The 22,692-nt window shown below is 69.8% G+C and carries 19 protein-coding genes; 3 read left to right on the top strand and 16 right to left on the bottom strand.

Features of this window, described 5'->3' with window-relative positions; translation table 11 throughout:
* Positions 1-18 precede the first annotated feature (18 nt).
* The 15 genes from recQ to QOL88_RS23065 all read right to left on the bottom strand — a co-directional run bounded on the left by recQ (position 19) and on the right by QOL88_RS23065 (position 18,453).
* On the bottom strand, positions 19-2,154 hold the full coding sequence (gene recQ, locus QOL88_RS23135) for a DNA helicase RecQ (protein WP_097219110.1): 2,136 nt from the start codon (positions 2,152-2,154) through the stop codon (positions 19-21).
* Positions 2,155-2,363: 209 nt separating this feature from the next.
* Positions 2,364-4,013: an NADH-quinone oxidoreductase subunit NuoN gene (nuoN, locus tag QOL88_RS23130; protein ID WP_097219107.1), complete on the bottom strand. Its 1,650-nt coding sequence runs from the start codon at positions 4,011-4,013 to the stop codon at positions 2,364-2,366.
* Positions 4,010-5,581, bottom strand: a complete 1,572-nt coding sequence (locus QOL88_RS23125; protein ID WP_097219105.1) for an NADH-quinone oxidoreductase subunit M — start codon at positions 5,579-5,581, stop codon at positions 4,010-4,012. Before QOL88_RS23125 ends, nuoN begins: the two co-directional genes overlap by 4 nt.
* 5 nt (positions 5,582-5,586) lie before the next feature.
* Positions 5,587-7,551 carry an NADH-quinone oxidoreductase subunit L gene (gene nuoL, locus QOL88_RS23120; protein ID WP_097219102.1) on the bottom strand — a complete coding sequence of 655 codons (1,965 nt, stop codon included), beginning with the start codon at positions 7,549-7,551 and terminating at the stop codon, positions 5,587-5,589.
* Between the two features lie 15 nt (positions 7,552-7,566).
* Entirely contained in the window at positions 7,567-7,866 is a 300-nt protein-coding gene (nuoK, locus tag QOL88_RS23115; protein WP_003992252.1) for an NADH-quinone oxidoreductase subunit NuoK, read from the bottom strand.
* Entirely contained in the window at positions 7,863-8,705 is an 843-nt protein-coding gene (locus tag QOL88_RS23110) for an NADH-quinone oxidoreductase subunit J (RefSeq protein ID WP_097219100.1), read from the bottom strand. The genes nuoK and QOL88_RS23110 overlap by 4 nt, the downstream gene beginning before the upstream one ends.
* The gene (gene nuoI, locus QOL88_RS23105; RefSeq protein ID WP_097219098.1) at positions 8,702-9,367 is read right to left on the bottom strand and encodes an NADH-quinone oxidoreductase subunit NuoI; all 666 of its coding nucleotides are present in this window, start codon (positions 9,365-9,367) and stop codon (positions 8,702-8,704) included. The genes QOL88_RS23110 and nuoI overlap by 4 nt, the downstream gene beginning before the upstream one ends.
* Positions 9,360-10,769 carry an NADH-quinone oxidoreductase subunit NuoH gene (nuoH, locus tag QOL88_RS23100; RefSeq protein ID WP_283445903.1) on the bottom strand — a complete coding sequence of 470 codons (1,410 nt, stop codon included), beginning with the start codon at positions 10,767-10,769 and terminating at the stop codon, positions 9,360-9,362. Before nuoH ends, nuoI begins: the two co-directional genes overlap by 8 nt.
* Entirely contained in the window at positions 10,766-13,270 is a 2,505-nt protein-coding gene (locus tag QOL88_RS23095) for an NADH-quinone oxidoreductase subunit G (RefSeq protein ID WP_097219095.1), read from the bottom strand. Before QOL88_RS23095 ends, nuoH begins: the two co-directional genes overlap by 4 nt.
* The gene (gene nuoF, locus QOL88_RS23090; RefSeq protein ID WP_097219092.1) at positions 13,267-14,613 is read right to left on the bottom strand and encodes an NADH-quinone oxidoreductase subunit NuoF; all 1,347 of its coding nucleotides are present in this window, start codon (positions 14,611-14,613) and stop codon (positions 13,267-13,269) included. Before nuoF ends, QOL88_RS23095 begins: the two co-directional genes overlap by 4 nt.
* Positions 14,613-15,473: an NADH-quinone oxidoreductase subunit NuoE gene (gene nuoE, locus QOL88_RS23085; protein WP_097219089.1), complete on the bottom strand. Its 861-nt coding sequence runs from the start codon at positions 15,471-15,473 to the stop codon at positions 14,613-14,615. Before nuoE ends, nuoF begins: the two co-directional genes overlap by 1 nt.
* Positions 15,470-16,792 carry an NADH-quinone oxidoreductase subunit D gene (locus QOL88_RS23080; protein WP_097219087.1) on the bottom strand — a complete coding sequence of 441 codons (1,323 nt, stop codon included), beginning with the start codon at positions 16,790-16,792 and terminating at the stop codon, positions 15,470-15,472. Before QOL88_RS23080 ends, nuoE begins: the two co-directional genes overlap by 4 nt.
* The gene (locus tag QOL88_RS23075; protein WP_097219085.1) at positions 16,789-17,529 is read right to left on the bottom strand and encodes an NADH-quinone oxidoreductase subunit C; all 741 of its coding nucleotides are present in this window, start codon (positions 17,527-17,529) and stop codon (positions 16,789-16,791) included. Before QOL88_RS23075 ends, QOL88_RS23080 begins: the two co-directional genes overlap by 4 nt.
* Positions 17,526-18,080: a NuoB/complex I 20 kDa subunit family protein gene (locus QOL88_RS23070; protein ID WP_018528252.1), complete on the bottom strand. Its 555-nt coding sequence runs from the start codon at positions 18,078-18,080 to the stop codon at positions 17,526-17,528. Before QOL88_RS23070 ends, QOL88_RS23075 begins: the two co-directional genes overlap by 4 nt.
* A gap of 13 nt (positions 18,081-18,093) precedes the next feature.
* Entirely contained in the window at positions 18,094-18,453 is a 360-nt protein-coding gene (locus QOL88_RS23065; protein ID WP_003974383.1) for an NADH-quinone oxidoreductase subunit A, read from the bottom strand.
* A gap of 725 nt (positions 18,454-19,178) precedes the next feature.
* Here QOL88_RS23065 and QOL88_RS23060 point away from each other — a divergent pair.
* A complete protein-coding gene (locus tag QOL88_RS23060) occupies positions 19,179-20,009 on the top strand; it encodes a C40 family peptidase (protein ID WP_097219083.1) in 831 nt (276 codons plus the stop codon).
* A gap of 20 nt (positions 20,010-20,029) precedes the next feature.
* Entirely contained in the window at positions 20,030-20,719 is a 690-nt protein-coding gene (gene def / locus QOL88_RS23055; RefSeq protein ID WP_373559349.1) for a peptide deformylase, read from the top strand.
* Between the two features lie 33 nt (positions 20,720-20,752).
* Here def and QOL88_RS23050 read toward each other — a convergent pair whose 3' ends face one another.
* A complete protein-coding gene (locus QOL88_RS23050) occupies positions 20,753-22,045 on the bottom strand; it encodes a geranylgeranyl reductase family protein (RefSeq protein ID WP_097219078.1) in 1,293 nt (430 codons plus the stop codon).
* A gap of 100 nt (positions 22,046-22,145) precedes the next feature.
* Between QOL88_RS23050 and QOL88_RS23045 the strand changes: the two genes are divergently transcribed.
* Positions 22,146-22,670 (top strand): GNAT family N-acetyltransferase, encoded by a 525-nt coding sequence (locus QOL88_RS23045; protein ID WP_097219075.1) that lies wholly within the window; start codon positions 22,146-22,148, stop codon positions 22,668-22,670.
* The last annotated feature ends 22 nt before the right edge of the window (positions 22,671-22,692 follow it).

The following is a 22,692-nucleotide window of genomic DNA, read 5'->3' as shown; positions in this document are numbered from 1 at the left end:
CCCGGCCGGAGCCCGGCTCTATATCCAGTCGTCGGGCTCCGGCTCCTCATCCATCTCCGGCCAGTGGTCCGGCTCGCCCGCGTCCTGACCGGGCGTGTGAGCCGGAGCCTGACCGGGGGTGTGAGCCGGAGCCTGGCCGGACGCCGTCGGGGCCGGGGACGAGTCGCCCGCGGGGGCGGAGGCCGCCGGCCCGCCCAGCGACGCGAGCACCTCCAGCACACCCTCCCCGTACGTGGTGAGCTTCTTCTCGCCGACCCCGCTGATCCCGCCGAGCTCCCCCACCGACGTCGGCCACACCGTGGCGATCTCCCGCAGGGTGGCGTCGTGGAAGATCACGTACGCCGGGACGCCCTGCTCACGAGCCTGCTCGGCGCGCCAGGCGCGCAGCGCATCGAAGGCCGGCAGCAGCTCCTCGGGCAGCTCGGCTGCGGCGGCCTTGCCCTTGCGCTCGCCCCGCCCGGATCCCGTGGACGAGGACCCCGAGCGGGAGGTCACCGGCTTCTCGGGCTCCTTGCGCAGCGGCACGTCCCGCTCCCGCCGGAGCACCGCCCCGCTGGCCTCGGTCAGCACCAGCGTGCCGTACTCGCCCTCCACCGCGAGCAGCCCCTGGGCGAGCAACTGCCGGATCACGCCCCGCCATTCGCCCTCGGTGAGCTCCTCGCCGATGCCGAACACGGACAGCTGGTCGTGGTCGAACTGGATGACCTTGCCGGTCCGCTTCCCCAGCAGGATGTCGACGATCTGCACCGCGCCGAACTTCTGTCCGCGCTCGCGCTGCAGCCGGACCACCGTGGACAGGGCCTTCTGCGCCGCGACGGTGCCGTCCCAGGTCTCCGGCGGGGTCAGGCAGGTGTCGCAGTTGCCGCAGCCGGACGGGTCCGGGTCCTGGCCGAAGTAGGCGAGGAGCTGGCCGCGGCGGCACTGGGCCGTCTCGCACAGCGCCAGCATCGAGTCCAGGTGGGCCTGGGCCCGGCGCCGGAAGGCCTCGTCCCCCTCACCCGACTGGATCAGCTTGCGCTGCTGTATGACGTCGTTCAGTCCGTAGGCCATCCAGGCCGTCGACGGCAGCCCGTCACGGCCGGCCCGGCCCGTCTCCTGGTAGTAGCCCTCGACCGACTTGGGCAGGTCGAGGTGGGCGACGAAACGGACGTCCGGCTTGTCGATGCCCATGCCGAAGGCGATGGTCGCCACCACGACCAGGCCGTCCTCCCGCAGGAAGCGGGACTGGTGGGCGGCGCGGGTGCCCGCGTCCAGGCCCGCGTGGTACGGCACCGCCTCGACGCCGTTGCGGCTGAGGAACTCGGCGGTCTTCTCCACCGAGTTGCGCGACAGGCAGTAGACGATGCCCGCGTCGCCCGCGTGCTCCTCGCGCAGGAAGCTCAACAGCTGCTTCTTCGGGTCGGCCTTGGGCACGATCCGGTACTGGATGTTGGGCCGGTCGAAGCTCGCCACGAAATGGCGGGCCGTCGGCATGTTCAGCCGCTCGGTGATCTCCTGGTGCGTCGCGTGCGTGGCCGTCGCCGTCAGCGCGACGCGCGGCACGTCCGGCCAGCGCTCACCGAGCAGGGACAGCGCCAGGTAGTCGGGCCGGAAGTCGTGGCCCCACTGGGAGACGCAGTGCGCCTCGTCGATCGCGAAGAGGGAGATCTTGCCGCGGGAGAGCAGATCGAGCGTGCTCCCCACCCGCAGCCGCTCCGGCGCCAGGTACAGCAGGTCCAGCTCGCCGGCGAGGAACTCGGCCTCCACCATCCGCCGCTCGTCGAAGTCCTGCGTGGAGTTCATGAACCCGGCCCGCACGCCCAGGGCCCGCAGCGCGTCCACCTGGTCCTGCATCAGGGCGATGAGCGGGGAGACGACCACACCCGTACCTGGCCTGACCAGGGATGGAATCTGGTAGCACAGCGACTTTCCGCCACCGGTGGGCATGAGCACGACGGCGTCGCCGCCCGCCACCACATGCTCGATGACCGCTTCCTGCTCACCGCGGAAGGCCTCGTACCCGAAGACCCGGTGCAGCGCGGCCAGCGCCTCGCTCGCGTCGGCGCCGAGGGGCCCGGCGGGACCACTGCCCGCGCCGACCCCGGCTCCGGTCGCCCCGGCTCCGGTCACCGCGTCCAGTTCCGTCATCACACCCGTCCCGCCCGTCGCGCCCATCGTTGCGTCCCCCGTGCGTCGCGCCTCGACCACTGCGTCCACCATAGGCGCCCGCACCGACAGTCCCGGAGTTATCCACAGGTCCCGCCCGGTGAAGGCGATGCGCATACATACGTTCGACAGGGCTCGCCACTGCGGCACCCCGCCCGGAAACGCCGTGGGGCCCGGCTCCCGAAGGAGACCGGACCCCACGCAGCCCTGCGCGGACGTCAGCGGACGAACACGCCCGCCTGCCCCGCCAGATCCAGGAAGTACTGCGGCGCCACACCGAGCACCAGCGTGACCGCCACGCCCACCCCGATCGCCGTCATCGTCAGCGGTGACGGCACCGCCACCGTCGGGCCCTCCGGCCGCGGCTCGCTGAAGAACATCAGCACGATGACGCGGATGTAGAAGAACGCCGCGATCGCCGACGAGATCACACCGATGACGACGAGCGGGGCGGCCCCGCCCTCCGCCGCCGCCTTGAACACGGCGAACTTCCCCGCGAAGCCGGACGTCAGCGGAATGCCCGCGAAGGCCAGCAGGAACACCGCGAACACGGCCGCCACCAGCGGGGACCTGCGCCCGAGCCCCGCCCACTTGGACAGGTGCGTCGCCTCGCCCCCGGCGTCCCGGACGAGCGTGACCACCGCGAAGGCGCCGATCGTCACGAACGAGTACGCCGCCAGGTAGAACAGCACCGACGACACACCGTCGGGCGTGGTCGCGATGACACCCGCGAGGATGAACCCGGCGTGCGCGATCGACGAGTACGCCAGCAGCCGCTTGATGTCGGTCTGCGTGATCGCGACGATCGCACCGCCCAGCATGGTGACGATGGCCACGGCCCACATGACCGGCCGCCAGTCCCAGCGCAGGCCCGGCAGGACGACGTACAGCAGCCGCAGCAGCGCGCCGAACGCCGCCACCTTCGTCGCCGCCGCCATGAAGCCGGTCACCGGCGTCGGCGCGCCCTGGTACACGTCCGGCGTCCACATGTGGAACGGCACCGCGCCCACCTTGAACAGCAGGCCCATGACCACCAGCGCGGCGCCGATCAGCAGCAGCGCGTCGTTGCCCATGGTGCCGGCGAGCGCCGGGTTGACGTCCTGGACGGTGCCGTCGACGACCTGCGCGATCGTCGCGTACGACATCGAGCCCGCGTAGCCGTAGAGCAGCGCGATGCCGAACAGGGTGAACGCGGAGGCGAAGGCACCGAGCAGGAAGTACTTGACCGCCGCCTCCTGCGACATGAGCCGCTTGCGGCGGGCCAGCGCGCACAGCAGGTACAGCGGCAGGGAGAGGACCTCCAGCGCCACGAACAGCGTCAGCAGGTCGTTGGCCGCCGGGAAGACGAGCATGCCGGCGACGGCGAACATCAGCAGCGGGAACACCTCGGTGGTGGTGAACCCGGCCTTGACCGCGGCCTTCTCGCTCTCGCTGCCCGGCACGGACGCGGCCTGCGCGGCGAAGGAGTCGACGCGGTTGCCGTGCACCACCGGGTCCAGGCGCCGCTCGGCGAAGGTGAACAGGCCCACCAGGGCCGCCAGCAGGATCGTGCCCTGGAGGAACAGGGCCGGCCCGTCGACGGCGATCGCGCCCATGGCCGCGATGCGCGCCTTGGTCGTGCCGTACCCGTCGGCCGCGAGCGCCACGACCGCGGCGAAGGCGGCGGCGAGGGCGACGACGGACACGAACATCTGGGCGTAGTAGCGCGACTTCCGCGGGACGAACGCCTCGATCAGGATCCCGATGATCGCCGCGCCGACGACGATCAGGGTCGGCGACAGCTGGCCGTACTCGAACTTCGGCGCGTCGATCTTGGAGATCGGGTCGGCCGCGGTTGTCCACAGGCTGTGGACGGCTGTTGCGCTCACTTGGCCGCCTCCACCTCGGGCTGGGGGTCCTTCTTCTGGACGTCGGACATGGTCTGCTTGACCGCCGGATCGATGATCTGCGTGACGGGCTTCGGGTAGACGCCCAGGAAGATCAACAGCACGACCAGCGGGGCGACGACCGCGAGCTCACGGATCCTGAGGTCGGGCATCGCGGAGACCTCCGGCTTCACCGGGCCCGTCATCGTCCGCTGGTAGAGGACGAGGGTGTAGAGCGCGGCGAGCACGATGCCGAAGGTGGCGATGATGCCGATCACCGGGTAACGCGTGAAGGTGCCGACCAGGACCAGGAACTCACTGACGAACGGCGCCAGCCCCGGCAGGGACAGCGTCGCGAGGCTGCCGATCAGGAACGTGCCGGCGAGCACCGGGGCGACCTTCTGCACTCCGCCGTAGTCGGCGATGAGCCGCGAGCCGCGCCGGGAGATCAGGAAGCCGGCCACCAGCATCAGCGCCGCCGTCGAGATGCCGTGGTTGATCATGTAGAGCGTCGCGCCCGACTGGCCCTGGCTGGTCATCGCGAAGATGCCCATGATGATGAAGCCGAAGTGGGAGATCGACGCGTACGCCACCAGCCGCTTGATGTCCCGCTGGCCGACCGCGAGCAACGCCCCGTAGATGATGCTGATCAGGGCGAGGACGAGGATGGCCGGCGTGGCCCACTTGCTGGCCTCCGGGAACAGCTGGAGGCAGAAGCGGAGCATCGCGAAGGTGCCGACCTTGTCGACGACCGCCGTGATGAGCACGGCGACCGGGGCGGTGGACTCCTGCATGGCGTTGGGCAGCCAGGTGTGCAGCGGCCACAGCGGCGCCTTCACCGCGAAGGCGAAGAAGAACCCGAGGAACAGCCAGCGTTCGGTGCCGGTCGCCATGTCGAGCGTGCCGTTGGCACGGGCCTCGGCGATTGCCTGGAGCGAGAAGTTCCCGGCGACCACGTACAGGCCGATCACCGCGGCCAGCATGATCAGACCGCCGACCAGGTTGTAGAGGAGGAACTTGACGGCCGCGTACGACCGTTGGGTCGCCGCCGCCTTTTCGCCGTGCTCGTGGGCACGGTCCCCGAAGCCGCCGATGAGGAAGTACATCGGGATCAGCATGGCTTCGAAGAAGATGTAGAAGAGGAAGACGTCGGTGGCCTCGAAGGAGAGGATCACCATCGCCTCGACGGCCAGGATCAGGGCGAAGAAGCCCTGCGTCGGCCGCCACCGGCTGCTGCCGGTCTCCAGGGGGTCGGCGTCGTGCCAGCCCGCCAGGATGATGAAGGGGATCAGCAGCGCCGTGAGCGCGACCAGCGCCACACCGATGCCGTCCACACCCAGTTCGTAGCGGACGCCGAAGTCCGCGATCCAGGCGTGGGACTCGGTGAGCTGGTAGCGGGCGCCGTCCGGGTCGAAGCGGACCAGGACGGTGATCGCCAGGACGAGCGTGGCGAGCGAGAAGAGCAGCGCCAGCCACTTGGCGGCGGTGCGCTTCGCGGCCGGTACGGCGGCCGTGGCGATCGCCCCGACGGCCGGGAGCGCCGCTGTCGCTGTCAGCAGAGGAAAGGACATCGGTATCAGACCGCCCTCATCAGCAGGGTCGCGGCGACGATGACCGCCGCACCCCCGAACATCGAGACCGCGTAGGAGCGGGCGAAGCCGTTCTGCAGCTTGCGCATCCGCCCGGAGAGGCCGCCGACCGAGGCCGCCGTGCCGTTGACGACGCCGTCGACCAGGGTGTGGTCGACGTAGACCAGGGACCGCGTGAGGTGCTCCCCGCCGCGGACCAGGACGACGTGGTTGAAGTCGTCCTGGAGCAGGTCGCGCCGGGCCGCCCGGGTGAGCAGCGAGCCGCGCGGGGCGACGGCCGGGACCGGTCGGCGGCCGTACTGGGCCCAGGCGACGGCGACGCCGATGACCATGCAGGCGACGGTCGCGCCGGTGACCACACCCGCGCTGATCGGCGGGTTGCCGTGGCTGTGCCCGGTGACGGGCTCCAGCCAGTGCATGAACCGGTCGCCGATGCTGAAGAACGCGCCTCCGGCCACCGACCCGACGGCCAGCACGATCATCGGGATCGTCATGATCTTGGGCGACTCGTGCGGGTGCGGCGGCGTGTACTCGCCGCGGGTCTCGGCGGCGGGCTCCACGTCCGGCCGGGCCGGGGACGGTGTCGGGGCGTTGCGCCAGCGCTCCTCGCCGAAGAACGTCATCAGCATCACGCGCGTCATGTAGAACGCCGTGATGGCCGCGCCGAGCAGGGCGCAGGCGCCGAGGATCCAGCCCTCGGTGCCGCCCTTGGCGAACGCCGCCTCGATGATCTTGTCCTTGGAGAAGAAGCCGGACAGGCCCGGGAAGCCGATGATGGCCAGGTAGCCGAGGCCGAAGGTGACGAAGGTGACCGGCATGTACTTCCGCAGTCCGCCGTAGCGGCGCATGTCGACCTCGTCGTTCATGCCGTGCATGACCGAGCCGGCGCCGAGGAACAGCCCGGCCTTGAAGAAGCCGTGCGTCACCAGGTGCATGATCGCGAAGACGTAGCCGATGGGGCCGAGGCCGGCGGCGAGGATCATGTAGCCGATCTGCGACATGGTCGAGCCGGCCAGGGCCTTCTTGATGTCGTCCTTCGCGCAACCGACGATCGCACCGAACAGCAACGTGACCGCACCGACGATGGTGACGACCAGTTGCGCGTCCGGGGCGCCGTTGAAGACGGCCGCGGAGCGGACGATCAGGTAGACGCCCGCCGTCACCATGGTCGCGGCGTGGATGAGGGCCGAGACCGGGGTCGGGCCCTCCATAGCGTCCCCGAGCCAGGACTGCAGCGGCACCTGGGCGGACTTGCCGCAGGCGGCGAGGAGCAGCATCAGCGCGATCGCGGTCAGCTTGTCCTCACCGGCGGCACCGGCGAGCCCGGCCTCCGTGTGGGTGCCGAGCACCGGCCCGAAGGCGAAGGTGCCGAACCACAGGAACATCAGCATGATCGCGATGGACAGGCCCATGTCGCCGACGCGGTTGACCAGGAAGGCCTTCTTCGCGGCCGTGGCGGCGCTGGGCTTGTGCTGCCAGAAGCCGATCAGCAGGTAGGAGGCGAGACCGACGCCCTCCCAGCCGACGTACAGCAGCAGGTAGTTGTCGGCGAGGACGAGGATCAGCATCGCCGCGAGGAACAGGTTCAGATAGCCGAAGAAGCGGCGGCGGCGCTCGTCGTGCTCCATGTACCCGACGGAGTACAGGTGGATCAGCGACCCGACGCCCGTGATCAGCAGCACGAACGTCATGGACAGCTGGTCGAGCTGGAAGGCGACGTCCGCCTGGAAGCCCTCCACCGGGACCCAGCTGAACAGGTGCTGGGACATCTCGCGGTGTTCGGCGCTCTGGCCCAGCATGTCGGTGAACAGCACCAGGCCGAGCACGAAGGAGACGGCCGCGAACAGGGTGCCGATCCAGTGGCCGACGGCGTCCAGCCGCCGCCCGCCGCACAGCAGGACCGCCGCTCCGAGCAGGGGCGCCGCCACCAGCAGCGCAATGAGGTTCTCCACGATTCTTCCGACCCCTTACAGCTTCATCAGGCTGGCGTCGTCGACCGAGGCCGAGTGGCGGGCACGGAACAGGGACACGATGATCGCGAGCCCGACCACGACCTCGGCGGCGGCGACGACCATCGTGAAGAAGGCGATGATCTGCCCGTCGAGGTTGCCGTGCATCCGGGAGAAGGCGACGAACGCGAGGTTGCAGGCGTTGAGCATGAGCTCGATGCACATGAACACGACGATCGCGTTGCGCCTGATGAGCACGCCGGTGGCGCCGATCGTGAACAACAGGGCCGCGAGATAGAGGTAGTTGACGGGGTTCACTTCGACGCCTCCTCGGGCCGCTGGAACTTCGCCGGCCCGACCGCCCTGCGTTCGAGACGCTCCTCGGACCGCTGCTCCAGGGCCTTGAGGTCGTTGAGCGCCTCCTGCGACACGTCACGGATCTGGCCGCGCTCGCGCAAGGTCTTGCTGACGGTGAGGTCGGACGGGGTGCCGTCGGGCAGCAGGCCCGCGATGTCGACCGCGTTGTGCCGGGCGTACACACCCGGTGCCGGCAGGGGCGGCAGCTGCTTGCCCGACCGGACGCGCTCCACGGCGAGCTCCCGCTGCGTCTTGGCGCGTTCGGTGCGCTCGCGGTGGGTGAGCACCATGGCGCCGACGGCGGCCGTGATGAGCAGGGCGCCGGTGATCTCGAACGCGAAGACGTACTTGGTGAAGAGGAGGGCGGCGAGGCCCTCCACATTGCCCCCCGCGTTCGCCTGGCCGATGCCGTTGAACTCCGTCAGGGACGCGTTGCCGATCCCGGCGATCAGCAGGACGCCGAAGCCGAGTCCGCACAGCAGGGCCAGCCAGCGCTGGCCCTTGATGGTCTCCTTCAGGGAGTCCGCCGCGGTGACGCCGACGAGCATCACCACGAACAGGAACAGCATCATGATCGCGCCGGTGTAGACGACGATCTGGACGACGCCCAGGAAGTAGGCGCCGTTGGCGAGGTAGAACACCGCCAGGATGATCATGGTGCCGGCGAGGCAGAGCGCGCTGTGCACGGCCCTCTTCATGAGGATGGTGCACAGGGCGCCGATCACCGCGACGGTGCCGAGGATCCAGAACTGGAAGGCCTCTCCGGTGGAGGTGGAGTAGGCGGCGAGCTGGGTGGTCATCGGCCGATCACCTTCTCCGAGGCGGGTTCCGTCCCGCCGGAGGTCGAGTCGGCCTCCTGCACGACCTCGCCCTTGGAGTGGGCGACCTGCCGCTCGGTGCCGGGCGCCGCCTCCGTCACCAGGCCCCGGTAGTAGTCCTGCTCGTCCGTCCCCGGGTAGATGGCGTGGGGCGCGTCGACCATGCCCTCCTCCAGACCGGCGAGCAGCTGCTCCTTGGTGTAGATGAGGTTGGCCCGGCTGGAGTCGGCCAGCTCGAACTCGTTGGTCATCGTGAGCGCGCGGGTGGGGCAGGCCTCGATGCACAGGCCGCACAGGATGCAGCGGGCGTAGTTGATCTGGTAGACGCGGCCGTACCGCTCGCCCGGCGAGTAGCGCTCCTCGTCGGTGTTGTCCGCGCCCTCCACGTAGATGGCGTCGGCGGGGCAGGCCCAGGCGCACAGCTCACACCCGACGCACTTCTCCAGGCCGTCCGGATGGCGGTTGAGCTGGTGCCGTCCGTGGAAGCGCGGAGCCGTGGTCTTCTGCTGCTCCGGGTACTGCTCGGTCAGCCGCTTCTTGAACATGGCCTTGAAGGTCACGCCGAAGCCGGCCACGGGGTTCTGGAAACCGGGCTTGGTGTCCTTGGGTTCCTCAGCCTTCGAGGGCTCGAGTTCCTCAGCCATCGGACGCCTCCTTTCCATCCGTAGTTCCGCCCCGAGATTCGTCACTCTGAGTATCGGGTCCACCACTGACAATCAACTCCCGCTCTCCCCCACGCTCGAATTCGCTCCCGCGGGGGGACCCCCATCGCGAGCGGCGCGGGACCGGCGGAAGTTCCTGTCCGGGCAGGGGCGGTACGGGGAATCCGCCCGCCATCGGGTCGAAGGCGGCCGGGGTCTCGGCCGGCTGGTCGGTCGTCTTGGCCTTCTCGCGGAACATGTCGACGACGAAGGAGAGCAGCAGCAGGGCGAGGACGCCGCCACCCACGTACAGGGCGATGTCGGCGAAGTCGTAGCCCTCGTTCCGGAAGGCCCGCACGCTCGCGACGAGCATCAGCCACACCAGCGAGACCGGGATGAGGACCTTCCAGCCGAGCTTCATCAGCTGGTCGTAGCGCACGCGCGGGAGGGTGCCGCGGATCCAGATGAACATGAAGAGCAGCAGCTGGACCTTGACCGTGAACCACAACAGCGGCCACCAGCCGTGGTTGGCGCCCTCCCAGAAGGTGCTGATGGGCCAGGGAGCCCGCCAGCCGCCGAGGAACAGGGTGGTGGCGACGGCCGAGACGGTCACCATGTTGACGTACTCGGCGAGCATGAACATCGCGAACTTGATCGACGAGTACTCGGTGTTGAAGCCGCCGACCAGGTCGCCCTCGGACTCCGGCATGTCGAAGGGGGCGCGGTTGGTCTCGCCGACCATCGTGACGATGTAGATGACGAAGGAGACCGGCAGCAGCACGATGTACCAGCGGTCGGCCTGCTGCTCGACGATCGTCGAGGTCGACATGGACCCCGAGTAGAGGAAGACGGAGGCGAAGGCGGCGCCCATCGCGATCTCGTAGGAGATCATCTGCGCACAGGAGCGCAGGCCCCCCAGCAGCGGGTAGGTCGAGCCGGAGCTCCAGCCGGCCAGGACGATGCCGTAGATGCCGACCGAGGCGACCGCGAGGATGTAGAGCATCGCGATCGGCAGGTCGGTGAGCTGCATCGTGGTGCGCTGGCCGAAGATCGAGATCTCGTTGCCGGCCGGGCCGAACGGGATCACCGCGATCGCCATGAAGGCCGGGATGGCCGCGATGACGGGCGCGAGGACGTAGACCGCCTTGTCCGCGCGCTTGACGATCACGTCCTCCTTCAGCATCAGCTTGATGCCGTCGGCGAGCGACTGGAGCATGCCCCAGGGGCCGTGCCGGTTGGGGCCGATGCGCAGCTGCATCCACGCGACGACCTTGCGCTCCATCACGATGGAGACCAGCACGGTCACCATCAGGAAGGCGAAGCAGAACACCGCCTTGATGACGACCAGCCACCAGGGGTCGGTGCCGAACATCGAGAGGTCTTCAGCGGCGAGGTACGGGCTCATGCCTCCACCTCCTTGGGGGCCTCGCCGGCGAGCGTCGCCGGGCCGATGCGGACGAGGGAGCCGGGCCGCGCCCCGGTGTCGGAGGCGACGCCACCGCCGGTGGAGTTCAGCGGCAGCCACACCACCCGGTCGGGCATGTCACTGATCTGGAGCGGGAGTTCCACGACCCCCTGGGGGCCGGTCACCGCGAGCAGGTCGCCGTCCTTGACGCCCGCCTCGGCGGCCGTCGGGGCCGACACGCGCGCGCGTGCCGCGTGCCGCGTTCCGGCGAGCGCCTCGTCGCCCTGCTGGAGGAGGCCCTGGTCGAGCAGCAGCCGGTGCCCCGCGAGGACGGCTTCCCCGGCGGCGGGCCGCGGCAGCGCGGCCGCGGTCTCCAGGGACTCGCCGGCCCGCGGACCGCCCCAGGCGCCCAGCCGGTCGATCTCGCCGCGTACGGTGCGCAGGTCCGGCAGCCCGAGGTGGACGTCCATGGCGTCGGCCAGCATCTGGAGCACGCGCGCGTCGGTGGGCGCCGAGCTGCGGGTCATCTGGTCGGGCTTGAGCGCGGACTCGAAGAAGCGGATCCGGCCTTCCCAGTTCAGGAAGGTACCGGCCTTCTCGGCGACCGCCGCCACCGGCAGGACGACATCGGCCTTGCGGCTGACCTCGCTCGGCCGCAGCTCCAGCGAGACCAGGAAGCCCACCTCGTCCAGCGCCGCACGCGCGCGTGCCGGGTCGGGCAGGTCGGCGATCTCCACTCCGGCCACCAGCAGGGCCTGGAGCTCGCCGGTCGCGGCGGCCTCCACGATCTGGCCGGTGTCCCGTCCGTAGCGGTGCGGGAGGCCCGCGACGCCCCAGACGTCGGCGACCTCGTCACGCGCGCGGGGGTCGGTGGCCGGGCGCCCGCCCGGCAGCAGCGACGGCAGCGCGCCCGCCTCGATCGCACCGCGTTCCCCGGCCCGGCGCGGGATCCACACCAGCCGGGCGCCGGTCGCGGAGGCGGTGCGCGCGGCGGCGGTGAGCCCGCCGGCCACCGCGGCCAGCCGCTCGCCGACGACGATCACCGCGCCCTCGGCGCGCAGCGCCTCGGCGGCGAGCGCACCGTCACCCTCCAGGGCGGCGCCGCTCGCGAGCGCGTCCAGCCACTCGGTCTCGGTGCCGGGAGCCGCCGGCAGCAGCGTGCCACCGGCCTTCTCCAGGCCGCGGGTGGCGTGCGTGGCCAGGGAGTAGACCTTCTGCCCGTGCCCCCGCCAGGCCTTGCGCAGCCGCAGGAAGACGCCGGGGGCCTCCTCCTCCGCCTCGAACCCGACGAGCAGGACGGCGGGGGCCTTCTCCAGCGCGGTGTACGTGACGCCCGTGCCGTCGAGGTCCCGGCCGCGCCCGGCGATCTGGGCGGCGAGGAAGTCGGCCTCCTCGCTGCTGTGCACGCGCGCGCGGAAGTCGATGTCGTTGGTGTCGAGCGCCACCCGCGCGAACTTGCTGTACGCGTAGGCGTCCTCGACGGTGAGGCGGCCGCCGGTCAGGACGCCGGTGCGGCCCCGGGAGGCCAGCAGCCCCTGGGCCGCGATCTGGAGCGCCTCCGGCCAGGAGGCCGGTTCCAGCTCGCCCTCGGCGTTGCGCACCAGCGGCGTCTGAAGCCGGTCACGCTGCTGCGCGTAGCGGAAGCCGAACCGTCCCTTGTCGCAGATCCACTCCTCGTTGACCTCGGGGTCGTTCGCCGCGAGGCGGCGCATGACCTTGCCGCGCCGGTGGTCGGTGCGGGTGGCGCAGCCGCCGGAGCAGTGCTCGCACACCGACGGCGAGGAGACCAGGTCGAAGGGGCGGGAGCGGAATCGGTACGCCGCCGAGGTCAGCGCGCCGACGGGGCAGATCTGGATGGTGTTGCCGGAGAAGTACGACTCGAAGGGGTCGCCCTCACCGGTGCCGACCTGCTGGAGCGCGCCCCGCTCGATCAGCTCGATCATCGGGTCGCCCGCGACCTGGTTGGAGAACCGGGTGCAGCGGGCGCAGAGCACGCACCGCTCGCGGTCGAGCAGCACCTGTGTGGAGATCGGGACGGGCTTCTCGTAGGTCCGCTTGCGGCCCTCGAAGCGGGAGTCGGCGTCGCCGTGCGACATGGCCTGGTTCTGCAGGGGGCACTCGCCGCCCTTGTCGCAGACCGGGCAGTCCAGCGGGTGGTTGATGAGCAGGAGCTCCATCACACCCTTCTGGGCCTTCTCCGCGACCGGGGAGGTGAGGTGGGTCTTCACCACCATCCCGTCGGTGCAGGTGATGGTGCAGGACGCCATGGGCTTGCGCTGGCCCTCGACCTCGACGATGCACTGGCGGCAGGCGCCGGCCGGGTCGAGCAGGGGGTGGTCGCAGAACCGGGGGATCTCGATGCCGAGCTGCTCGGCGGCCCGGATGACCAGGGTGCCCTTGGGCACGCTGATCTCCGCGCCGTCGATGGTCAGCGACACGAGGTCCTCCGGCGGGACCGCCGCTTCTCCCCCGCCGGAGGGAGAGCTGGTGGTCACGGTCATGCGTTCACCTCCGTGCGGTCGGCCCAGGCCGTCGACTTGGCCGGGTCGAAGGGGCATCCCCGGCCCGTGATGTGCTGCTCGTACTCCTCGCGGAAGTACTTGAGCGAGGAGAAGATCGGCGAGGCGGCGCCGTCGCCGAGGGCGCAGAACGACTTGCCGTTGATGTTGTCGGCGATGTCGTTCAGCTTGTCGAGGTCGGACATCTGTCCCTTGCCGGCCTCGATGTCGCGCAGCAACTGCACGAGCCAGTAGGTCCCTTCGCGGCAGGGCGTGCACTTGCCGCAGGACTCGTGGGCGTAGAACTCCGTCCAGCGGGTGACGGCCCGGACCACGCAGGTCGTCTCGTCGAAGCACTGGAGGGCTTTGGTGCCGAGCATGGAACCCGCGGCGCCCACCCCTTCGTAGTCGAGGGGGACATCGAGGTGCTCGTCGGTGAACATCGGGGTCGAGGAGCCGCCCGGCGTCCAGAACTTGAGGCGGTGCCCGGGGCGCATCCCGCCGCTCATGTCGAGGAGCTGGCGGAGCGTGATCCCGAGCGGCGCCTCGTACTGGCCGGGGCCGGCGACATGGCCGGAGAGGGAGTAGAGCGTGAAGCCGGGCGACTTCTCACTCCCCATCGACCGGAACCATTCCTTGCCCCGCTGCATGATCGCGGGAACCGACGCGATCGATTCGACGTTGTTCACCACAGTCGGGCACGCGTAGAGGCCCGCGACGGCAGGGAAGGGGGGACGAAGCCGCGGCTGGCCCCGGCGGCCTTCGAGCGAGTCGAGCAGTGCGGTCTCCTCACCGCAGATGTACGCGCCCGCGCCCGCGTGCACGGTGATGTCGAGGTCGAGTCCGCTGTCCAGGATGTTCTCGCCGAGGAAGCCGGCCTCGTAGGCCTCGCGCACGGCGGAGTGCAACCGCCGCAGCACCGGGACGACTTCACCACGCAGATAGATGAAGGCATGCGACGACCTGATGGCGTAGCACGCGATGATCATGCCCTCGATGAGGCTGTGCGGGTTCGCGAAGAGGAGCGGGATGTCCTTGCACGTCCCCGGCTCCGACTCGTCGGCGTTGACAACGAGATAGTGCGGCTTGCCGTCCCCCTGCGGGATGAACTGCCACTTCATGCCGGTGGGGAAGCCCGCGCCGCCGCGTCCGCGCAGACCGGATTCCTTGACGTACGCGATCACGTCGTCCGGCGACATGGCGAGCGCCTTGCGCAGCCCTTCGTAGCCGTCGTGCCTGCGGTACACGTCCAGCGTCCAGGACTTGTCCTCGTCCCAGAAGGCCGACAGCACCGGTGCGAGCAGCTTCTCGGGGCTGGTGTCTTTCAGCTCGGGTGCCAAGGTCATCACTCCCCCTCCTCGGCGGTGGGCCCGGCCGGGTGGGCCGGGTCGGAGGCCGATGTGTCCTGCGGCGCGTCGTGCGAGCTGAGGTGCTCGGTCGGTGACGGCTCGTGCGGTGTCCCGGTCCGGGCCGCCTCACCGCGCGGGTGCACCACGCGTGCGGGAGAGGCCTCCCCCTTGGCGAGCTTCAGGCCGATCAGGGAGGCGGGTCCCGCGCTTCCGCCGGACTCCACGGCCCCGTCCCGCTCGTCGGGGAAGCCGGCCAGGATCCGGGCGGTCTCCTTGAAGGTGCACATGCGCGCGCCGCGGGTGGGTGTGACCGGCCGTCCCGCGCGCAGGTCGTCGACGAGGCCCTTGGCGCTGGCCGGGGTCTGGTTGTCGAAGAACTCCCAGTTGACCATCACGACCGGCGCGAAGTCGCAGGCCGCGTTGCACTCGATGTGCTCCAGGGTGACCTTGCCGTCGCCGGTGGTCTCGCCGTTGCCGACGCCGAGGTGCTCCTGGAGCTCCTCGAAGATCGCGTCCCCGCCCATGACCGCGCACAGGGTGTTGGTGCACACCCCCACCTGGTAGTCGCCGCTCGGCCGGCGGCGGTACATGGTGTAGAAGGTGGCGACCGCGGTGACCTCGGCCGTGGTCAGGCCGAGCACGTCCGCGCAGAACCGCATGCCGGTGCGGGTGACGTGCCCCTCCTCCGCCTGCACGAGGTGCAGCAGCGGCAGCAGGGCGGACCGGGAGTCGGGGTAGCGGGCGACGATCTCGCGCGCGTCCGTCTCCAGTCGGGCCCGGACGTCGTCCGGGTAGGCGGGTGCGGGCAGTTCGGGCATGCCCAGGCTGACGCCCCGCTCGGAAGACGATGTGGTCACCGGTCGACGCCTCCCATCACGGGGTCGATGGACGCGACGGCGACGATGACGTCGGCGACCTGGCCGCCCTCGCACATCGCCGCCATGGCCTGAAGGTTGGTGAAGGACGGATCGCGGAAGTGGACCCGGTAGGGGCGGGTGCCGCCGTCGGAGACGACGTGCACCCCGAGTTCGCCCTTGGGCGACTCGACCGCCGCGTACACCTGTCCCGGCGGGACGCGGAAGCCCTCGGTGACCAGCTTGAAGTGGTGGATCAGGGCCTCCATGGAGGTGCCCATGATCTTCTTGATGTGGTCGAGGGAGTTGCCTAGGCCGTCGGGGCCCAGGGCGAGCTGGGCCGGCCAGGCGATCTTCTTGTCGGCGACCATGACCGGGCCGGGCTGGAGCCGGTCCAGGCACTGCTCGACGATCCTCAGGGACTGGCGCATCTCCTCCAGCCGGATGAGGAAGCGGCCGTAGGAGTCGCAGGTGTCGGCGGTCGGGATCTCGAAGTCGTAGGTCTCGTAGCCGCAGTAGGGCTGCGCCTTGCGCAGGTCGTGCGGCAGGCCGGTGGAGCGCAGGATCGGGCCCGTCGCGCCGAGGGCCATGCAACCGGCCAGGTCGAGATAGCCGACGTCCTGCATACGGGCCTTGAAGATGGGGTTCCCGGTGGCGAGCTTGTCGTACTCCGGGAGGTTCTTCTTCATCTTCTTCACGAACTCGCGGATCTGGTCCACCGCGCCGGGCGGCAGGTCCTGGGCGAGTCCGCCGGGGCGGATGTACGCGTGGTTCATCCGCAGGCCGGTGATCAGCTCGTAGATATCGAGAATGAGTTCACGATCACGAAAGCCGTAGATCATGATCGTGGTCGCGCCGAGCTCCATGCCGCCGGTGGCGATGCACACCAGGTGCGAGGAGAGGCGGTTCAGCTCCATCAGGAGCACGCGGATGATCGAGGCGCGGTCCGGGATCTGGTCCTCGATGCCGAGGAGCTTCTCGACGCCGAGGCAGTACGCCGTCTCGTTGAAGAACGGCGTCAGGTAGTCCATGCGCGTCACGAAGGTGGTGCCCTGCGTCCACGTCCGGTACTCGAGGTTCTTCTCGATGCCGGTGTGCAGGTAACCGATTCCGCAGCGGGCCTCGGTGACGGTCTCGCCGTCGATCTCCAGGATCAGACGGAGCACGCCGTGGGTGGACGGGTGCTGCGGGCCCATGTTGACGACGATGCGCTCGTCGTCGGCGCGGGCCGCGGACTGGACGACCTCGTCCCAGTCGCCGCCGGTGACCGTGTAGACGGTGCCCTCGGTCGTCTCCCGAGGGGAGGCGTGGGAAGTGCTCATGAGTACGACCTCCGCTGGTCCGGAGCCGGGATCTGGGCGCCCTTGTACTCGACGGGGATGCCGCCGAGGGGGTAGTCCTTGCGCTGCGGGAAGCCCTGCCAGTCGTCCGGCATCATGATCCGCGTCAGGGCCGGGTGGCCGTCGAAGACGATTCCGAAGAAGTCGTACGTCTCGCGCTCGTGCCAGTCGTTCGTCGGATAGACCTCGAACAGTGACGGGATGTGCGGGTCGCTGTCGGGGGCGCTGACCTCCAGGCGGATCACCCGGTTGTGGGTGATCGAGCGCAGGTGGTAGACGGCGTGCAGCTCGCGGCCCTTGTCGTTCGGGTAGTGCACGCCGCTCACGCCGGTGCACAGCTCGAAGCGCAGGGCCGGGTCGTCGCGCAGGGTGCGGGCGACGCGGACGAGATGCTCGCGCTCGATGTGGAAGGTCAGCTCGTCGCGGTCGACGACCGTCTTCTCGATGGCGTTGCCGGGGAGCAGGTCCTGCTCCTCCAGGGCGCCCTCCAGCTCGTCGGCGACCTCGTCGAACCACCCGCCGTAGGGGCGGCTCGCCGGTCCCGGGAGCCGGACCGAGCGGACCAGGCCGCCGTAGCCGGAGGTGTCTCCTCCGTTGTCGGCACCGAACATGCCGCGCTGGACGCGGATCTCCTCACCGCCCTGGCCGCGCTGGCCCGGGAGGTTCTCCGCGGAGAGGTCCTTCTCGGGGTTGACCCCGTTGCCGTTCGCGTCGCTCACCGCAGCAGCCCCTTCATCTCGATGGTGGGCAGCGCCTTGAGCGCCGCTTCCTCCGCCTCGCGGGCCGCTTCCTCGGCGTTCACGCCGAGCTTGGAGCTCTGGATCTTCTGGTGGAGCTTGAGGATCGCGTCCATGAGCATCTCCGGCCGGGGCGGACAGCCGGGGAGGTAGATGTCGACCGGCACGATGTGGTCGACGCCCTGGACGATGGCGTAGTTGTTGAACATGCCGCCGGACGAGGCGCAGACGCCCATCGAGATCACCCACTTGGGGTTCGGCATCTGGTCGTAGACCTGCCGGAGCACCGGCGCCATCTTCTGGCTGACCCGGCCGGCGACGATCATCAGGTCCGCCTGGCGCGGCGAGCCCCGGAAGACCTCCATGCCGAAGCGCGCCAGGTCGTAGCGGCCCGCGCCGGTGGTCATCATCTCGATGGCACAGCAGGCGAGGCCGAACGTGGCAGGAAAGACGGACGACTTGCGCACCCAGCCCGCGGCCTGCTCGACGGTGGTCAGCAGGAAGCCGCTCGGCAGCTTTTCTTCGAGTCCCATGACGTGTGGCCCCTCAGTCCCATTCCAGGCCGCCGCGCCGCCATACGTACGCGTACGCGACGAAGACGGTGAGCACGAAGAGCAGCATCTCCACGAGCCCGAAGATCCCCAGGGCGTCGAAGGTGACGGCCCAGGGGTAGAGGAAGACGATCTCGATATCGAAAATGATGAAGAGCATCGCCGTCAGGTAGTACTTGATGGGGAAGCGCCCGCCGCCGGCCGGCGTGGGGGTCGGCTCGATACCGCACTCGTAGGCCTCGAGCTTGGCCCGGTTGTACCGCTTGGGCCCGATCAACGTGGCCATGACCACGGAGAAGATCGCAAAGCCTGCCCCGAGGGCTCCCAGTACGAGGATGGGCGCATAAGCGTTCACCGCTCCTCGCTCCTCTCAGTCGGCACTGACTGCTGGCGGTTTGCGTCGGGCTCACTTCCGCCCCACCTGTCCCTCGAACCCCGCCCGCCCCGGCGAAGATCGGGAACATGTGAAGCAGGTCACAAGCCCAACCGCGTGCATCTTATGCCCGACGCTCTGTGATCTGCGACACGGGGTATTACTCAACCTTTGTGATCTCCACCACCTGACGATCGATCATGAAGTCGGATGAGCGGTGATCTTCACACGCGAAGCGTCCGAGTGATCACGAGAGGTGACATTTTGGCTCGTCAGTGCAGGCCGGAGGGGTCGTCTCAATATCAAGATGGTTCTCTTGCATGCAAATTGGCGATGGACTTGATCTCTTGATAGAGGCGCGTTCACACGTCAGGGGGGCAGGCGAGGCGGAGTGTGGACGTGTGCGCGCGTTCACGATCTTCGCGAGGTCGTGACCCCGCCGTGATCTGTGCGCCGGGACGCGACCGACGGGCCAGCCGTTCCGTGACCTCCGTCACGTTGATGAGAGACCCATGAGAACGGGGCTTGGCCAATCAAGCCAACCGGTGGTAGGCGCGGGGCAATTCGGGCGTATTGATCAAACACCGTGATCACAGGCCGGTCACGGTGCGCCCGCAATGTCCGTTACGGCGTCAATAAAGGGGCCCGTTGGGGGGTTTTGAGGGCCCGGATGAACAACTGTGGCGCAGCACACGTTTCTTGAAGATATGAAGGAGCCCCTGGTACCGGTTATTCCCATGTCCCACACCGCTCACATACGCAGCCACCGGAAACCCCGCCGCAGCGCGACCTCCTCGATCGCCGTGCGTGCCGGAGTTGCCGGTGGCGTTCTCAGCATGGCGGCGGCAGGTGCGTCGGCCTCGGCGAGCGCCGCCGAGCCGGTGACGCAGACCATCGAACTGCCCACCCTGACGGCCGACCTGTCCGCTCAGGTCGCCCAGTCCGCGGCCGCCACCCAGCAGGCCGCCGCGAACTACGAACTGCGCGCCGAGCGTGACGCGGCCGCCGCCAAGGCCGCCGCGGAAGCCAAGAAGGACCTCGCCGCGGCGAAGAAGGCCGAGGCCAAGAAGAAGGCCGCCGAGGCCGCCCGCAAGGCCGCCGCCGAGCGCGCCACGCGCAGCGCCGACCGCGCCACCCTCTCCGCCTCCGCGTCCACCTCGACCTCCGTGTCGGCGCCCGCCAGCGGCAGCGTCGCGACGGTCATCGCGTTCCTCAAGGCCCAGGTGGGCGACGCCTACGTCATGGGCGCCACCGGTCCCAACGCCTGGGACTGCTCCTCCCTCGTGCAGGCCGCGTACAAGCAGGTTGGTGTGGATCTGCCGCGCGTCTCGCAGGACCAGTCGATGGCCGGCACGGACGTGCCGCTGTCCAGCGTCCAGGTCGGCGACATCCTGTACTGGGGCGGCAAGGGCTCCGCGTACCACGTGGGTGTCTACATCGGGAACGGCCAGTACCTGGACGCGGCCAACCCGTCCAAGGGCGTCGTCATCCAGGACCTGTCGGGCTACCCGGCGTCGGGCGCGGTGCGCGTCCTGTGACGTCACACGTCGTCTGACACATCCGTACGTTCGGGCTCGAGGGTCGTTGCCGCAGCGAGGCATCGGCCCTCCCGGCCTGTCCGGGGCCGTCCGGGCCCCGTGACCCTCCCGGCCCGGTCCTGGGCCGCTCCAGGGGCCTTCAGAGCCTTTCTGGGGGCCACTCGGCATCGCAACCCGCCCGTACGCTGCCGTCACTCCGGCATCTTGCGCCCGAATTGTCACGTCCTGGCCGGGTGTTGACGCCGACAGCTGACATGTTCCTGACCATGTACATCGCGGACGGGGCCGGGCTAGCGGCGAACCAGGTCGGGGTCGATGTGCGGGTGTTCGTGTACGACTGCCCCGACGACGACGGGGTGCGGCACGTCGGGCACATCGTCAACCCGGTCCTGGATCCGCTCGACGCGTCGCGCAGGAGGCTCCTCGACGAGGCGGAGGGCTGCCTCTCCGTGCCGGGCGCCACCATGGACGTGCCGCGTCCGGACCGGGCCGTGGTGCGCGGCGTCGACCGGGACGGCGAGCCGCTCGTGATCGAGGGCACCGGCTACTTCGCCCGCTGCCTCGCGCACGAGGCCGATCACTGCGACGGACGGCTCTACCTGGACCGGCTCTCCGCACGGGAGCGGAAGGCCGCGCTGCGGCAGACGGCGGACCGGCGGGAGTCGGTGTACGCCCGCCGGGCCGCCAACATCGCGGCGTCGAGCGCCTGATCAGGCCGTCGGAATCGCAGGCCGACCACCCGCTCAGGCCTTCGGGGCCACCCTGCTCAGTCCGTTGATGATGCGGTCCATCGCGTCGCCGCCCGTCGGGTCGGTGAGGTTCGCGAGGAGCTTCAGGGTGAACTTCATCAGCATCGGGTGGGTGAGACCGCGCTGGGCCGCGATCTGCATGACCTTCGGGTTGCCGATGAGCTTCACGAAGGCGCGGCCGAGCGTGTAGTAGCCGCCGTAGGTGTCCTTCAGGACGCGCGGGTAGCGCTGGAGGGCCAGTTCACGGCTCGACGGGGTCGGCCGGGCGTGGGCCTGGACGATGACGTCGGCGGCGATCTGGCCGGACTCCATGGCGTAGGCGATGCCCTCGCCGTTGAAGGGGTTCACCAGGCCGCCGGCGTCGCCGACGAGCAGCAGGCCCTTGGTGTAGTGCGGCTGGCGGTTGAAGGCCATGGGGAGCGCGGCGCCGCGGATCGGGCCGGTCATGTGGTCGGGGGTGTAGCCCCAGTCCTCCGGCATGGACGCGCACCAGGCCTTCAGGACCTCGCGCCAGTCCAGCTCCTTGAAGGAGTCGGAGGTGTTGAGGACGCCGAGGCCGACGTTCGACGTGCCGTCGCCCATGCCGAAGATCCAGCCGTAGCCGGGCAGCAGCCGGTCCTCGGCGCCGCGGCGGTCCCACAGTTCCAGCCAGGACTCCAGGTAGTCGTCCTCGTGGCGCGGGCTGGTGAAGTACGTGCGCACGGCCACGCCCATCGGGCGGTCCTCGCGGCGGTGCAGGCCCATCGCCAGGGACAGCCGGGTGGAGTTGCCGTCGGCGGCCACGACGAGCGGCGCGCGGAAGGTGACCTCGCGCTTGTCCTCACCGAGCTTGGCGTGCACCCCGGTGATGCGGCCCGTGCGCTCGTCCAGGATCGGCGCGCCCACGTTGCACCGCTCGAAGAGCCGGGCACCGGCCTTCTGGGCGTTCCGGGCGAGCTGCTCGTCGAAGTCGTCGCGCTTGCGGACAAGGCCGTAGTCCGGGAAGGAGGCGAGATCCGGCCAGTCGAGCTGGAGCCGCACCCCGCCGCCGATGATGCGCAGGCCCTTGTTGCGCAGCCAGCCGGCCTCTTCCGAGATGTCAATGCCCATCGCCACCAACTGCTTGACGGCACGCGGGGTGAGGCCGTCACCGCAGACCTTCTCGCGGGGGAACTCGGTCTTCTCCAGCAGGAGGACGTCGAGTCCGGCCTTGGCCAGGTGGTAGGCGGTGGTGGAGCCGGCCGGCCCCGCGCCCACGACGATCACATCGGCGGTGTTCTCGGAGAGGGGCTCGGTCACGACGGTCACGGCGGGATCTCCCCAAGTTCGTCAATCTTGCGTGCCGACCGGCACTGGACATGGGCAGTCTATGCAGCAGCATTCATCACCCGGCTGAAGGGCTGCCTTCGTGAATCGAGTTCTCCCCGCTGTGCGGCTTCGCGTCCCCACCCACGAGGACGCGTTCGCCTGGCACCGGATCTTCGACGACCCGGACGTCATGGAGTTCCAGGGCGGCAGGGCCGCGGAACTCTCGGTCTACGAGGAGCTCACCGCCCGCCAGCGCCGGCACGACGCGGAGCTCGGCTTCTGCCTGTGGACCGTGCTCGACGAGTCGGGGCAGGTCCTCGGCTTCACCGGCGCCCAGCCGTGGGAGCGGTCCTGGGGCCCGGCCGGCGAGATCGAGATCGGCTGGCGGCTGGGCCGGGAGCACTGGGGCAAGGGCTACGTCACCGCGGCCGCGCGGCAGACGCTGGAGCGGATGCGGGCCCGTGGCGTCCCGGGCGTCGTCGCCATGGTCGACGCCCGCAACAGCCGCTCCATCGCGGTGACCCAGCGCCTGGGGATGCGTCTCGCCGAGACGTTCACGACCCCGGCCGCGCAGCGGGCGGGGCACTGCTACCGCCTCGATCTCCGGACGACTGACGGAGAGTAGTCGACTGTCACAGACCGACATC

This window comes from Streptomyces sp. Ag82_O1-12, assembly GCF_900182715.1.
Taxonomy (GTDB): Bacteria; Actinomycetota; Actinomycetes; order Streptomycetales; family Streptomycetaceae; genus Streptomyces; species Streptomyces massasporeus.
The sequence above is the reverse complement of the archived record's forward strand: the minus strand, read 5'-3'. Positions and strand labels throughout refer to the sequence as shown.

Coding starts and splice junctions, on each gene's coding strand:
- QOL88_RS23095 (WP_097219095.1), bottom strand. CDS start 13,270: ATGACCGTGACCACCAGCTCTCCCTCCGGCGGGGGAGAAGCGGCGGTC.
- nuoI (WP_097219098.1), bottom strand. CDS start 9,367: ATGGCTGAGGAACTCGAGCCCTCGAAGGCTGAGGAACCCAAGGACACC.
- QOL88_RS23060 (WP_097219083.1), top strand. CDS start 19,179: ATGAAGGAGCCCCTGGTACCGGTTATTCCCATGTCCCACACCGCTCAC.
- QOL88_RS23125 (WP_097219105.1), bottom strand. CDS start 5,581: ATGTCCTTTCCTCTGCTGACAGCGACAGCGGCGCTCCCGGCCGTCGGG.
- QOL88_RS23080 (WP_097219087.1), bottom strand. CDS start 16,792: ATGAGCACTTCCCACGCCTCCCCTCGGGAGACGACCGAGGGCACCGTC.
- nuoH (WP_283445903.1), bottom strand. CDS start 10,769: ATGAGCCCGTACCTCGCCGCTGAAGACCTCTCGATGTTCGGCACCGAC.
- QOL88_RS23110 (WP_097219100.1), bottom strand. CDS start 8,705: ATGACCACCCAGCTCGCCGCCTACTCCACCTCCACCGGAGAGGCCTTC.
- QOL88_RS23070 (WP_018528252.1), bottom strand. CDS start 18,080: ATGGGACTCGAAGAAAAGCTGCCGAGCGGCTTCCTGCTGACCACCGTC.
- nuoF (WP_097219092.1), bottom strand. CDS start 14,613: ATGACCTTGGCACCCGAGCTGAAAGACACCAGCCCCGAGAAGCTGCTC.
- recQ (WP_097219110.1), bottom strand. CDS start 2,154: ATGGGCGCGACGGGCGGGACGGGTGTGATGACGGAACTGGACGCGGTG.